The organism is Acidovorax sp. FG27 (assembly GCF_040365715.1).
In the GTDB taxonomy this organism is placed as follows: Bacteria; Pseudomonadota; Gammaproteobacteria; order Burkholderiales; family Burkholderiaceae_C; genus Paracidovorax.
This window is the reverse complement of sequence record NZ_BAABVY010000009.1, coordinates 774,076-786,900: the sequence shown is the minus strand read 5'-3', so window position 1 is coordinate 786,900 and position 12,825 is coordinate 774,076. Positions and strand designations below refer to the sequence as shown.

The following is a 12,825-nucleotide window of genomic DNA, read 5'->3' as shown; positions in this document are numbered from 1 at the left end:
ACGCCCATGCAGGCGAACGACGCGCCCTCGACGCGCCGGGGCGATGCGGGGCGTGCGGCGGACGGCAGCGTCCGCTGCCCGGCCCTCGTCATCGCCGCCCCGGCCTCGGGCCAGGGCAAGACCACCGTCACCGCCGCGCTGGCGCGGCTGCATGCCCGCCAGGGGCGGCGCGTGCGCGTCTTCAAGTGCGGGCCCGACTTCCTCGACCCGCACTGGCACCAGCTGGCCAGCGGCGCGCCCGTGCACCAGCTCGACCTGTGGATGACCGGCGCCGCCGACTGCGCGCGCCGGCTGCACGCGGCCGCGCAGGACGCCGACCTGCTGCTCATCGAAGGCGTGATGGGCTTGTTCGACGGCGAACGCTCGGTGGCGGACCTGGCCATGCACTTCGGCATTCCGGTGCTGGCCGTGGTCGATGCCTCGGCCATGGGCGGCACGCTGGGCGCCATCGTGCACGGCCTGCGCCACTACCGCGACGGCCTGCCGTGGGCGGGCGTGTTGGCCAACCGCGTGGCCACCGAGCGCCATGCCGGCCTGCTGCGCGCGGGCCTGAACGATGCGGCCGACTGGCTGGGCGCGCTGCCCCGCGTGGCCCCGGCGGCGGGCGAAGGCGGGCCGCGCCTGCTGCCCGAGCGCCACCTGGGCCTGGTCGCCGCGCACGAGCTGCCCGACGCCCTGCAGCGCCTGGACGCCGCCGCCGATGCGCTGGCCGCCACGCCGCTGGGCCGGATGGACGCGGATGCGCTGCGGCGGCGCTGGTGCGCCGAATTCGCCGCCCCGCCCGAGGACGCCCCGCCCACGCCCGCGCTGCTCGCCGGCCGCACCGTTGCCGTCGGCGGCGATGCCGCCTTCTGCTTCGTCTACGACGCCAATCTGCAGACGCTGGAGCGCCTGGGCGCGCGCGTGGTGCGCTTCTCGCCGCTGCAGGACCCGGCCTTGCCGCCCTGCGACGCCGTCTGGCTGCCCGGCGGTTACCCCGAGCTGCACGCCGAGGCGCTGGCCGCCAACACCGGCATGCAGCAGAGCCTGCGCGACCATGTCGCCGCCGGCCGGGCCGTGTGGGCAGAATGCGGCGGCATGATGGCGCTCTTCGAATCGATCACCCTGCAGGACGGCCGCCGCCTGCCGCTCTGGGGCCTGCTGCCGGGCCATGTGACCGTGCAGCGCCGCCTGGCCGCGCTCGGGCCGCAGCAGCTCGAGGTGGCGGACGGCCAGGTGCTGCGCGGCCACACCTTCCACTATTCCACCTGCGACAGCTCCGCCGCCGTGCGCGCCCGCACCACCCGGCCCCATGCACCCGAGGGCGGCGCGCCGGGCGAGGCGCTCTACCGCCACGGCAGCGTGCAGGCCAGCTATTTCCACGCCTGGTTTGCCTCGAACCCGCGTGCCACGGCAGCGCTCTTCAGCGCTGCATGACCGCCATGTCCGCTGCCGCATCGCCTCTTTCTCCGCCGCCGCCATCGTTCCGGTCCGAATTCATCCTCGGCGGGCAAAAGAGCGGCAAGTCGCGACGGGCCGAGCTGATCGCACGCGACTGGTTGGCGGCATCGCCCGACCACCACCGCGCGCTGCTGATCGCCACCGGCCAGCCCTGGGACGACGAGATGCGCGAGCGCATCGCCCGCCACCAGCGCGATCGGGCCGAGCGCGTGCCCGGCCTGGCCACGCTGGAAGAGCTGCGTGACCTGGCCGGCGCGCTGGCGCGGCATTCCGATGCGCGGACGTTGATCGTCGTGGATTGCCTGACGCTGTGGCTGACGAACTGGCTGATGCCGGTGGACGTTGCTGCGGGCGCGGAATCCGAACCGAATCGGGCTCTGGCGCTTGATTATCAAGCGCAGGTTGCTATGTTTTTGGTAGCGATTTTGAACGCGCCGGGGCCGGTGGTGCTGGTGGGCAATGAGATCGGGTTGGGGGTGATTCCGATGGGGCGGGAGGTGAGGGCGTTCGTGGATGAGTTGGGGAGGGTGAATCAGAGGGTGGGGGAGGTGTGTGAGAGGGTGACGTTGGTGGTGGCGGGGTTGGCGCTTCGGCTGAAGGGGTGATGGTGGGGTCTGCTTTGGTTGCTGCCGTCTTTTGCGCAGTGCTGAGGGTTCGCCTCTGGCCGTTCGGGCTGAGCTTGTCGAAGCCTGGGTGCGCTGTGGGGGCGGTGCTGGAACGTGCTGAGCGGTTGCTTCCCGGAGCCGGGAATTCGCCCCGGCGGGCGAGTAACTTTCTTTCGTTTCGCCGAAAGAAAGTCACCAAAGAAAGGGCGACCCTGCTGTGCGTGTCCCTTCGCTTCGCTACGGGCAACCTGCGATGCTCGGTCGGCGGGTGCTGCCGCAGAACTCACTGCGCGCTGGCGCGCTCCGTTCAGACAGCTGCGGCAAGTCAGAGCACGAAGTGCGTGTGTCCTTCGGCACACGCACGCACCCGCCGCCCTGCGCTTCTCGGCACGCACAGAAGGGAATGGGGAGCCACTCGGGCCATCGCTGCGCTCGGCCTGGCCTTCGCGGCGCGCAGCGCCTGCGCGTTGGGGGCCGAGCGCAGCGACGGCCCGGATCGGGCTGTCCCACCCCTGCTGGCTGCGCCTGCGGCGGGGCGCTTGCGGGGTGCGCATGCGCGTCGGAGCGCGCATGCCTCGTGCTCTGACTCGCCGCAGCTGTTTGAACGGAGCGCGCCAGCGCGAAGTGAGTTCTGCGGCGGCACCCCGCAAGTGCTCCGACGCAGGTTGCCCCGTAGCGCCAGCGAAGGGGTCGCAGACTGGGGGTCGCCCTTTCTTTGCTTACTTTCTTTCGGCGAAACGAAAGAAAGTGAGTGCGCCGCCGGGCGCACATCCCGGCCCCGGAAAGCAACCCCACAGCAGCGACCGATGCAGGTCCCCGAGCCCAAACAACCACACCACCACCCATGAACGCCATCCACCGTTTCCTCTGCGCAGCGCTGGCGCTGGCTGCATCCCTCACTGCCCACGCAGCCGACATCACCGACGCCCGAGGCCGCACCCAATCCTTCCCCAAGCCCCCCGACCGCATCGTCAGCCTCCTCCCCTCCCTGACGGAAACCGTCTGCGCCCTCGACCAGTGCCACCGCCTGGTCGGCGTGGACCGCTATTCCAACTGGCCCGCATCCGTGCAACGCCTGCCGCAGGTGGGCGGCGGCATCGACCCGAACATCGAGGCCATCGTCGCCCTGAAGCCCGACGTGGTGCTGCTGGCCGCCAGCTCGCGCGCCAGCGACCGGCTGGAGGCGCTGGGCATCAAGGTCGTGGCGCTGGAGCCCAAGACGCATGCCGACGTGCGCCGCGTGCTGGCCACCATGGGCCAGTTGCTGGGCGTGCCGGCGGCGCAGGGGGCTGACCGCGTGTGGCGCGTGATCGATGCCGGCGTGCAGGCGGCCACGCAGTCGCTGCCGGCGCGGGCGCAGAACGTGCGCATCTATTTCGAGGTCAGCCGGGGGCCGTATGCGGCGGGCGAGAGTTCGTTCATCGGCGAGACGCTGGCGCGGCTGGGCGTGCGCAACGTGGTGCCGGCGGCCCTGGGGCCGTTCCCCCGGCTGAACCCGGAATTCGTCGTGCGGGCGCGTCCGCAGATCATCATGATCGGCAACCGCAGCATGCAGCAGGCGGTGCTCTACCCGGGCTGGGACAGTCTGCCCGCCGTGCGGGAGGACCGTATCTGCGCCTTCGGCCCGGGCGAGGCCGACGTCGTGGTGCGGCCCGGCCCGCGCATGGCCGAGGCGGCCCGCATCATGGCGCGCTGCATCGCCGACAAGGCGCCGTGATGCCGCTGCCAGCGCCTTCGGCCGCGCCGGCCAGTGCTTGCGCCACGCACCGTGCCGGCTGGCTGGCCGGTGGACTGCTCGCCGCCAGCGCGCTCCTGATGCTGCTGGGCGCCAGCGTGGGCAGCACCGGGTTCGACAGCGTGCTGCGCATGGCGCACGACCCCGTCGCGCTGCAGATCGTCTGGGACATCCGCCTGCCGCGCACAGCCGGCGCCTGGCTGGCGGGCGCGCTGCTAGGGCTGGCGGGCGCTGTCGCGCAGGGACTTTTTCGCAACCCGTTGGCCGATCCGTACCTGTTGGGCAGCGCCTCGGGCGCCGCGCTGGGCGGGGCGCTGGCCATGGCGTTCTTCGGCGTGTCGCCCACGGCCGCGCAGTGGCTGGCGCGGGTCGGCGTGACCGGCATGGCCTTTCTGGGCGCGACGGGCGCCGTGCTGCTCACCCTGGCCCTTGCGCGCGGCGTGCAGCACACGCTCAGGCTGCTGCTGGCCGGGGTGATCGTGGGCGTGGTGCTGGGCGCCGCGCGCGACCTGGTGGAGCTGGCCTCGCCCGACATCCTGCAGGCGATGCAGGCCTTCACCCTGGGCAGCACCAGCTTCGTCGGCTGGGTGGCCTGCGTGCTGATGGCCGCCGCCTGGGCGCTGTCCGCCGGGGCCGCCTGGACACTGGCGCGGGCGCTGGACGGGCTGACGCTGGGCGAGGCGACCGCCGCCAGCCTGGGCCTGCCGCTCGGCCCCATGCGCGCAGGGCTGGTGGCGGCCATGGCGCTGGCCACCGGCACGGCGGTGGCGCAGACCGGCCTGATCGCCTTCGTGGGCCTGGCCGCGCCGCACCTGGTGCGCTCCATCGCCCGCGTGACGCACCAGCGCCACGTGCTGCTGTCCAGCCTGATGGGTGCCACGCTGCTGCTGGCGGCCGACATCCTGGCGCGCTGGGTGCTGGCCCCGCAGGAGCTGCCCGTGGGCGTGCTGACCGCCGCGCTCGGCGGCAGCTACCTGCTGTGGCTGATGCACCGCCGCTCGGTGCAGGGCGGTGCGCTATGAAAAAAATAGCTATCAGCGCCCATAGGATCAGCGCCCGCATCGGAAATGCCTCGATATTGCAAGGCATCGACCTGCAGTTGCCCGCCGGCTGCTGGACCAGCGTGGTCGGCCCCAACGGCGCGGGCAAGTCCACGCTGCTCAAGGTGCTGGCCGGCGTGCTGCGCGCCGGGCGCGCCGGGTGCGTCGAGGGCGAGGTGCGGCTGAACGGCACCCCGCTGCGCGACCTGCGCGGCCGCGAGCGGGCCCGCCAGATGGCCTGGCTGGGCCAGAACGAAGACACCTCGGCCGACGAGCTGACCGCCTACGACGCCGCCATGCTCGGCCGCCTGCCGCACCAGCCCTGGCTGGCCCCGCCCGGCGCGGCCGACCACGCTGCCGTGGAGCAGGCGCTGCGCACCACGCAGGCCTGGGAATGGCGCCACCGGCCGCTCTCGCAGCTCTCAGGCGGCGAGCGCCAGCGTGTGCTGCTGGCCCGCGCCCTCGCCGTGCAGGCGCCAGTGCTGCTGATGGACGAGCCGCTCGCCAACCTCGACCCGCCGCACCAGGCCGACTGGCTGCACACCGTGCGCGCTTTGGTCGCCGCCGGCGGCACGGTGGTCAGCGTGCTGCACGAGGTGACCCTGGCGCTGCAGGCCGACGCGATGGTCGTCGTCGCCGGCGGGCGCGTGCTGCACCACGGCGGCTGCGGCGACGCCGCCACGCACGCGGCGCTGGAGGCCGTGTTCGACCACCGCATCCGCGTGCGGCAGCTGGACGGGCAATGGATAGCGCTGCCGCGCATCGAGGCAGCCGCCGCGGCCACCAACGCACCGGCGCCGCAGCAGGGCGACTGACACGTCTGCCGCGCCGCCAGGTTGCAGGCAGCCACCCCAACGACAAGGAAAGACCAGCCCATGGACATCGAAACCCCGCCCGCCGAAAAGCGCTCCGACAAGCCCGAGGGCGAGCGCCGCGGCCTCGTGCTGGTCCACACCGGCAACGGCAAGGGCAAGAGCACGGCGGCCTTCGGCCTCGCGCTGCGCGCGCACGGGCGCGGCAAGGCCGTGAAGATCTTCCAGTTCATGAAAGTGCCCACCGCCCGCTTCGGCGAGCACCGCATGTTCGAGCAGATCGGCATCCCCATCGAAGGCCTGGGCGACGGCTTCACCTGGAGGAGCCGCGACCTGGACCATTCCGCCGACCTGGCCCGCGCCGGCTGGGAGCGCGCGAAGGCCGCCATCCTGGGCGGCGAGTTCTTCCTGGTGGTGTTGGACGAGGTGACCTACCCGCTCATCTACGGCTGGCTGCCGCTGCAGGAGGTGCTGGACACGCTCGCCGCCCGGCCGCGCGACGTGCACGTGGTGCTGACCGGCCGCCGCTGCCCGCAGGAGGTGATCGACGTGGCCGACACCGTGACCGAGATGGCGCTGGTCAAGCACGCCTTCCAGGCCGGCGTGCCGGCGCAGCGGGGCATCGAGGACTAGCGGTGGCCGCCGACCCGCAACGCCCCGCGTATGGCGACGGCGACCGCGCCGCCATCTACCGCGCCATCCGCGAGCGCCGCGACATGCGCCACTTCGCCGGTGGCCGGGTCGCGCCCGAGGTGCTGTCCCGCCTGCTGCGGGCCGCGCACCACGCGCCCAGCGTCGGCTTCATGCAGCCCTGGCGCTTCATCCGCGTGAGCGACGACGCGGCGCTGCGCGAGCGCCTGCAGGCCTGCGTGGAGGCCGAGCGCCAGCGCACCGCGCAGGCGCTGGGCGAGCGGCAATCCGCCTTTTTGCAACTCAAGGTGGAGGGCCTGCGCGATGCGGCCGAGCTGCTGGTGGTGGCGCTGGCCGACGGGCGCGATGCGCATGTCTTCGGCCGCCGCACGCTGCCGCAGATGGACCTGGCCTCCGTCGCCTGCGCCATCCAGAACCTGTGGCTGGCCGCCCGGGCGGAAGGGCTGGGCATGGGCTGGGTGTCGATGTTCGAGCCCGCTGCCGTCGGCACCCTGCTGGGCCTGCCGGCCGGAGCCGAGCCGGTGGCCCTGCTGTCGCTCGGGCCGGTGCACGATTTCTACGAAGAGCCGATGCTGCAGCGCGAACGCTGGGCGCGGCGCGCGCCGCTCGCTTCGGTGGTGTTCGAAGGCGCCTGGGGCCGGCCGGCCGAATGGCTGGCGGGCGAGGGCGAGGGAGAAGTAGAGCGAGGGGGCGAGACCACCGATGCCTGACCCGTCGCACGCCCCCTGGGTGCTGGCCGCCGCCGTGCCGCTGGCCCTGCTGATCGACCGCCTCTGCGGCGAGCCGCCCGCCGCCCTGCATCCGGTGGTATGGATGGGCCGCGCCCTGCAGTGGGGTGGCGACCGGGTGGCCCCGTCCGAGCCCACCGGGCGCGACTTCAAGGCTTTCTGGCTGGCAGCGCTGATCTGGTGTGGGCTGGCTGCTCTGGTTTCGATAGCGGCGGCGGGGGCGCAGTGGTGGCTGCTGCACCATGCGCCCGCCTGGGCCGCCGCGGGGCTGATCGCGCTGCTGCTGAAACCCTTGCTCGCCTGGCGCATGCTGCGCGGCGAGGTGCTGGCCGTGGAGGCGGCGCTGGCCGAATCGCTGGACGCGGGCCGCGCCCGGCTCGCGCGCCTGGTCAGCCGTGACGTGAGCGGGCTGGACGCGGTGCAGGTGCGCGAATCCGCCATCGAGTCGCTGGCCGAGAACCTGAACGACTCGGTCGTCGCGCCGCTCTTCTGGTTCGCGCTGCTGGGCCTGCCGGGCGCGGCGCTCTACCGCTTCGCCAACACGGCCGACGCCATGTGGGGCTACCCCGGCATGCGCGGCGGCCGGTGGTGGCAGTGGGCCGGCAAATGGGCGGCGCGGGCGGATGACGTGCTGTCGTGGTTGCCCGCGCGGCTGACCGCGCTGCTGCTGTGGTGCCTGGCGTCGCGCCGTGGCGCACGGCCCGCCTGGCAGCGGCTGCGCGCCGAGGCCCGCCGCACGCCGTCGCCCAACAGCGGCTGGCCCATGGCCGCCATGGCGCTCGCGCTGGGCGTGCGGCTGGCCAAGCCCCAGGTCTACACGCTCAACGCCGAAGGGCGCGCCGCCGGGCCCACCGACACCTACCAGGCCGCGCATTGGGCATCGAAAGTGGTCGCCGCGCTCATCCTGCTTACGCCTGTAGCTATTCTTATGATAGCAATCCTGCCATGGCGCTGACCCGCACGCCCGAACATGGCGGGCCCGACGCGCTGGGCGTGCCGCTGCACGACTTCTCCACCAACGCCAACGCCTGCGGACCATGCCCGCAGGCCGTCGCCGCCCTGCAGCGGGCCGACGCCGCACGCTACCCCGACCCGGCCTACACCGCGCTGCGCCAGGCGCTGGGCGCGTTCCATGGCGTAGCGGCGAGCCGCATCGTCGTCGCCGCCAGCGCCAGCGAATTCATCCACCGCGTCACTGCGCTGGCCGCACGGCGCGGCGCCCGGGCCGTGCGCCTGCCCGCGCACGGCTACGGCGACTACGCCCGCGCCGCCGCGGCCTGGGGCCTGGCCACGGTGGCGGATGGGCCGGGCGCGCCCATGCCGGCCGGGCCCACCCCCGCGCTGCACTGGGCCTGCGAGCCCTCCAGCCCCCTGGGTCAGGAAGATGCGGCGCTGGCCCCTGGCTGCGCTGTGCCCCAGGGTGTGCTGCAAGTAGTCGATCGCGCCTACGCGCCGCTGCGCCTGCACGGCACGCCGCGCCCGCTGCCGCTGACGGCCTGGCAGCTCTGGACGCCCAACAAGGCCCTGGGCCTTACCGGCGTGCGCGCCGCCTACGCCATCGCGCCGCCGGCCTGCGAAGAGGCCGTGGCCGCGCTCCACGCCCTGGCGCCTTCCTGGCCGCTGGGCGGCCACGGTGTCGCGCTGCTGCAGGCGTGGACGGAGCCCGCGACGCAGCAGTGGCTGTCCGCCAGCCTGGGCACCCTCCGCGACTGGAAGGCCGCGCAGATCGACCTCTGCACCGCGCTGGGCTGGCCCGTGCAGCCCGGCAGCCTGGCCAACTACTTCACGGCGCGGCTGCCGCAGGCGCTGGCGGCCGACATGCCCGCCACGCTGGCGGCGCTGCGTGCGCAGGGCATCAAGCTGCGCGACTGTGCTTCGTTCGGGCTGCCGGGCCAGGTGCGGCTGGGGGTGCTGGGGCCGGATGCGCAGGCGGCATTGGGCGGCGCCGTCCTCGCTGCCGACTTACCTGCGGCCGGCGACGTGGGTTCCCGGGCTCTCGACGGCGGATGACCGAGGGCAGCTAACCGCCTCGCCGGCGCTTGGACGTCCATCCACAAGCGTGTGGCGTGGCGGCTGACATAGCAACGCGCACCTGACGCCCGGGGCATGGCCTTTGGGCGCAGGAGGATTTCGGGCTGTCGCACGGCCTGCCACGGCCGGCACCCGTTCAGTTCCAACATCCGACCCAGGAGCCGCAATGCCCGCCACCGATTCCCACGCAGATTCCTCCACCACCACCCCGTCGCCCGCCACGCTGCCGGCGCAGCGCTTCGCCGGCAAGGTCGTCATCGTCACCGGCGCCGGTTCGGGCATCGGTGCCGCCACGGCCCGCCGCTTCTCGCAGGAAGGGGCCATGGTGGCCATCGCCGACCTGAGCGACGACAAGCTGGCCGCCACGCGCGGCGATCTGCCCGCCGACCGGACGCTGGCCCAGGTCACCGACGTGTCGAAGTGGGAAGACGTGCAGGCGCTGGTGGAGGCCACGGCCCAGCGCTTCGGCCGGCTCGACGTCATGGTCAACAACGCCGGCATCGCCGTGCAGGGCAAGGCGACCGAAGCCAGCATCGAGGACTGGCACCGCGTGCTGGCCACCAACGTGTCGGGGGTGTTCCATGGCGCACGCGCCGCGCTGCCGCACCTCATCCGCGCCAAGGGCTGCATGGTCAACACCTCGTCGGTGTCCGGCCTGGGCGGCGACTGGGACATGAGCTTCTACAACACCTCCAAGGGCGCGGTGTCCAACCTCACCCGCGCCCTGGCCATGGACCACGGCAAGGACGGCGTGCGCGTGAACGCGGTGGCGCCCAGCCTCACGTTCACCGGCATGACGGAAGACATCAAGAGCAACCCCGAGCTGCTGGCCAAGTTCGCCGAGCGCATTCCGCTGGGCCGGGGCGCCGAGCCCGAAGAGATCGCCTCGGTGATCGCCTTTCTGGCCAGCGAGGATGCGCGCTTCGTCACCGGCGTGATCCTGCCGGTGGACGGCGGCGTGTCGGCATCGAACGGACAGCCGCCGCAGGCTTGACCCAGGAGCTCCGCAGGCCCGCCGGCGCGGGGGACAATGGCGGGCTTCACCAGGCCCGTCATGACGCTTCCACACCTGTCCCCATCGCCAGCGCCGACACCGCCCGCCACGCCCTGTTCGGGAGGGCGGGCTGACATGGCGGCGCGTTGCGTCATGGTGCTCGGCACCTCCAGCGGTGCCGGCAAGAGCTGGCTGACCACGGCGCTGTGCCGCTGGTACAGCGACCAGGGCCTGAAGGTGGCGCCCTTCAAGGCGCAGAACATGAGCAACAACGCCCGCGTGGTGCCGGTGGCGGGCGCAGGCGGGGCGGGCGGCAGCGGTTTCGCGGCGTGGGGCGAGATCGGCAGCGCGCAGTATTTCCAGGCGCTGGCCGCGCGCGCCGCGCCCGAGGTGCGCATGAACCCGCTGCTGCTCAAACCCGAGGCCGACACCCGCAGCCAGGTGGTGTTGATGGGGCAGGTGAGCGCCGAGCTGTCGGCCCTGCCATGGCGCGGCCGCAGCGCCCGCGTGTGGCCGCAGATCGCCGCTGCGCTGGACGCATTGCGCGCCGAAAACGACGTGGTGGTGATCGAGGGCGCGGGCTCGCCGGCCGAGATCAACCTGCATGCCAGCGACGTGGTCAACATGCGCGTCGCCCGCCATGCCCAGGCCCGCTGCCTGCTGGTGGCCGACATCGACCGGGGCGGCGCGTTTGCGCACCTCTACGGCACCTGGGCGCTGCTGTCGCATGAAGAACAGGCGCTGATCCACGGCTTCGTGCTGAACAAGTTCCGCGGCGACCCGGCCCTGCTGGCGCCGGCGCCCGAGATGCTGCGGGAGCGCACTGGCGTGCCCGTCGTGGCGACCGTGCCCATGCAGTGGGGCCACGGCCTGCCGGAAGAGGACGGCGTGTTCGACGACGCCGCGCAGGGCCGCGCCGGCGCGGGCGGCGCGCTGCACACCACGGTGGCCGTGGTGGCCTATCCGCGCATCAGCAACCTGGACGAGTTCCAGCCGCTCAAGAGCGTGCCCGGCGTGCGCCTGCTGTGGGCGCGCGCGCCCGCCGACGTGGCCGGCGCCGACTGGATCGTGCTGCCCGGCTCCAAGTCCACGGCGGCCGACCTGGCCTGGCTGCGCGCCCAGGGGCTGGACGCCGCCATCGCCGCGCACGCCGCGCGCGGCGGCCGCGTGCTGGGCGTGTGCGGTGGCCTGCAGATGCTGGGCGAGGCGCTGATCGACACGCACGGCGTGGACGGCAACGCGCCGGGCCTGGGCCTGCTGCCGCTGGTCACCGCCTTCGCGGCGGAGAAGACCGTGCGCCACACCCGCAACACCTTCGGCGCGCTGCACGGCGGCTGGCAGGCGTTGTCGGGCACGGTGGTGGCGGGCTATGAAATCCACCACGGCCAGACCGCGCAGCACCCGGCGATGGCGGCGGCGGGCGACCTGGCGCACGAAGTCGTCCCGGGCCTGGCCTGGCAGAACGCCCGGGGCAACGTGCTGGGCCTGTATCTGCACGGCCTGTTCGAAGACGGCAACGCGCTGCACGCCCTGTTCGGCGCCGCCGCGCCCACGCTGGAGACGGTGTTCGACCGGCTGAGCGCCGGGGTGGACAGCTGGTTCGCCCCCGGCGTGCTGGCGTCGCTCGTTTCCATGCCAAATCATGCTCCAGCGCTTGATCGATAAGCGCGAGCAGCTATCTTTTCAGGAGTGAATGGCCATGCAGCCATCGTTGAACCCTTCCGTGGCCGATGACGTTCCCGCTCTCGCCGACATCGACGACCCCGCGCTCACGGCGCGGCTGCGGCACCTGATCGACCACAAGACCAAGCCGCTGGGTGCGCTCGGCCGGCTGGAGACGCTGGCGCTGCGCATCGGCTGCGTGCTGGGCTCCGAGGCGCCGGCGCTCGATGAGCCGCAGATGCTGGTCTGCGCGGCCGACCACGGCCTGGCCGCGCGCGGCGTGTCCGCCTATCCGAGCGACGTGACCTGGCAGATGGTAGAGAACTTCCTGGCAGGCGGCGCGGCCGTGAGCGTGCTGGCGCGCCAGCACGGCCTCGCGCTGACGGTGGTGGATTGCGGCGTGGCCCGCGAAATCGCGCCGCGTGCATCCGCCCCCGGCCAGCCGCGCCTGCTCACGCACCGCGTGGCGCCCGGCACGGCGGATGCCTCCATCGGCCCGGCGATGAGCCCGGCGCAGTGCGCGGCGGCCATCGCCAACGGCCGCGCCGTGGTGCGGGCCCTGCCGGGCAACGCGCTGCTGCTGGGCGAGATGGGCATCGCCAACACGTCGGCCGCGTCGCTGCTGCTGGCGCGCCTCTGCCGTGTGCCGCTCTCGGAATGCACCGGCGCCGGCACCGGCCTGGACGACGCCGGCATCGCCCGCAAGCGCGCCGTATTGCAACAGGCGCTCGCGGCCAATGCGGCGGCCACCACGCCGCTGGCCGCCCTGGCCGCGCTCGGCGGGCTGGAGATCGCGACGCTGGTCGGCGCGGTGCTGGAGGCGGCCCACCAGCGGCGGGTGATCGTGGTCGATGGCTTCATCACCAGCGCCGCCGTGCTGGTCGCCAGCCGCCTGGCGCCGCCGGTGCTGCAGCGCTGCGTGTTCGCCCACCGTTCGGGCGAGCGCGGCCATGCGCTGATGCTGGAGCGGCTGGGCGCCGAGCCGCTGCTGGACCTGGGCCTGCGCCTGGGCGAAGGCTCGGGCGCGGCGCTGGCCTGGCCGCTGCTGGTGTCGGCCTGCGCCGTGCTGCGCGAGATGGCGAGCTTCGAGTCGGCCAGCGTGGCCGGGCCGCTGGCCTGAGCGGGGG

The 12,825-nt window shown here is 73.3% G+C and carries 12 protein-coding genes; all 12 read left to right on the top strand.

Annotation, left to right across the window (positions count from 1 at the left end; genetic code table 11):
- The first annotated feature begins 6 nt into the window (after positions 1–6).
- The 12 genes from ABWV53_RS10530 (at position 7) to cobT (ending at position 12,818) form a co-directional block, all read left to right on the top strand.
- On the top strand, positions 7–1,416 hold the full coding sequence (locus ABWV53_RS10530; RefSeq protein ID WP_353365603.1) for a cobyrinic acid a,c-diamide synthase CobB: 1,410 nt from the start codon (positions 7–9) through the stop codon (positions 1,414–1,416).
- 5 nt (positions 1,417–1,421) lie between these two features.
- Entirely contained in the window at positions 1,422–2,045 is a 624-nt protein-coding gene (locus ABWV53_RS10525) for a bifunctional adenosylcobinamide kinase/adenosylcobinamide-phosphate guanylyltransferase (protein ID WP_353365601.1), read from the top strand.
- An 844-nt stretch (positions 2,046–2,889) separates the two neighbouring features.
- Positions 2,890–3,762, top strand: a complete 873-nt coding sequence (locus ABWV53_RS10520) for an ABC transporter substrate-binding protein (RefSeq protein WP_353365599.1) — start codon at positions 2,890–2,892, stop codon at positions 3,760–3,762.
- Positions 3,762–4,802, top strand: coding sequence for a FecCD family ABC transporter permease (locus tag ABWV53_RS10515; RefSeq protein WP_353366692.1), 1,041 nt, complete (start codon positions 3,762–3,764; stop codon positions 4,800–4,802). Before ABWV53_RS10520 ends, ABWV53_RS10515 begins: the two co-directional genes overlap by 1 nt.
- Complete coding sequence (locus ABWV53_RS10510) at positions 4,799–5,635, top strand: ABC transporter ATP-binding protein (protein ID WP_353365597.1); 837 nt, start codon at positions 4,799–4,801, stop codon at positions 5,633–5,635. Before ABWV53_RS10515 ends, ABWV53_RS10510 begins: the two co-directional genes overlap by 4 nt.
- Positions 5,636–5,695: 60 nt before the next feature.
- Positions 5,696–6,265 carry a cob(I)yrinic acid a,c-diamide adenosyltransferase gene (gene cobO / locus ABWV53_RS10505; RefSeq protein ID WP_353365595.1) on the top strand — a complete coding sequence of 190 codons (570 nt, stop codon included), beginning with the start codon at positions 5,696–5,698 and terminating at the stop codon, positions 6,263–6,265.
- Positions 6,266–6,267: 2 nt separating this feature from the next.
- The gene (gene bluB, locus ABWV53_RS10500) at positions 6,268–6,993 is read left to right on the top strand and encodes a 5,6-dimethylbenzimidazole synthase (protein ID WP_353365593.1); all 726 of its coding nucleotides are present in this window, start codon (positions 6,268–6,270) and stop codon (positions 6,991–6,993) included.
- Complete coding sequence (gene cbiB, locus ABWV53_RS10495) at positions 6,986–7,966, top strand: adenosylcobinamide-phosphate synthase CbiB (RefSeq protein WP_353365591.1); 981 nt, start codon at positions 6,986–6,988, stop codon at positions 7,964–7,966. The genes bluB and cbiB overlap by 8 nt, the downstream gene beginning before the upstream one ends.
- Positions 7,957–9,021, top strand: a complete 1,065-nt coding sequence (locus tag ABWV53_RS10490; RefSeq protein ID WP_353365589.1) for an aminotransferase class I/II-fold pyridoxal phosphate-dependent enzyme — start codon at positions 7,957–7,959, stop codon at positions 9,019–9,021. The genes cbiB and ABWV53_RS10490 overlap by 10 nt, the downstream gene beginning before the upstream one ends.
- Positions 9,022–9,208: 187 nt before the next feature.
- Complete coding sequence (budC, locus tag ABWV53_RS10485) at positions 9,209–10,036, top strand: meso-2,3-butanediol dehydrogenase (protein WP_353365587.1); 828 nt, start codon at positions 9,209–9,211, stop codon at positions 10,034–10,036.
- Between the two features lie 135 nt (positions 10,037–10,171).
- The gene (locus ABWV53_RS10480; protein ID WP_353365585.1) at positions 10,172–11,701 is read left to right on the top strand and encodes a cobyric acid synthase; all 1,530 of its coding nucleotides are present in this window, start codon (positions 10,172–10,174) and stop codon (positions 11,699–11,701) included.
- Positions 11,702–11,735: 34 nt separating this feature from the next.
- Entirely contained in the window at positions 11,736–12,818 is a 1,083-nt protein-coding gene (gene cobT / locus ABWV53_RS10475) for a nicotinate-nucleotide--dimethylbenzimidazole phosphoribosyltransferase (protein ID WP_353365583.1), read from the top strand.
- Positions 12,819–12,825 lie beyond the last annotated feature (7 nt).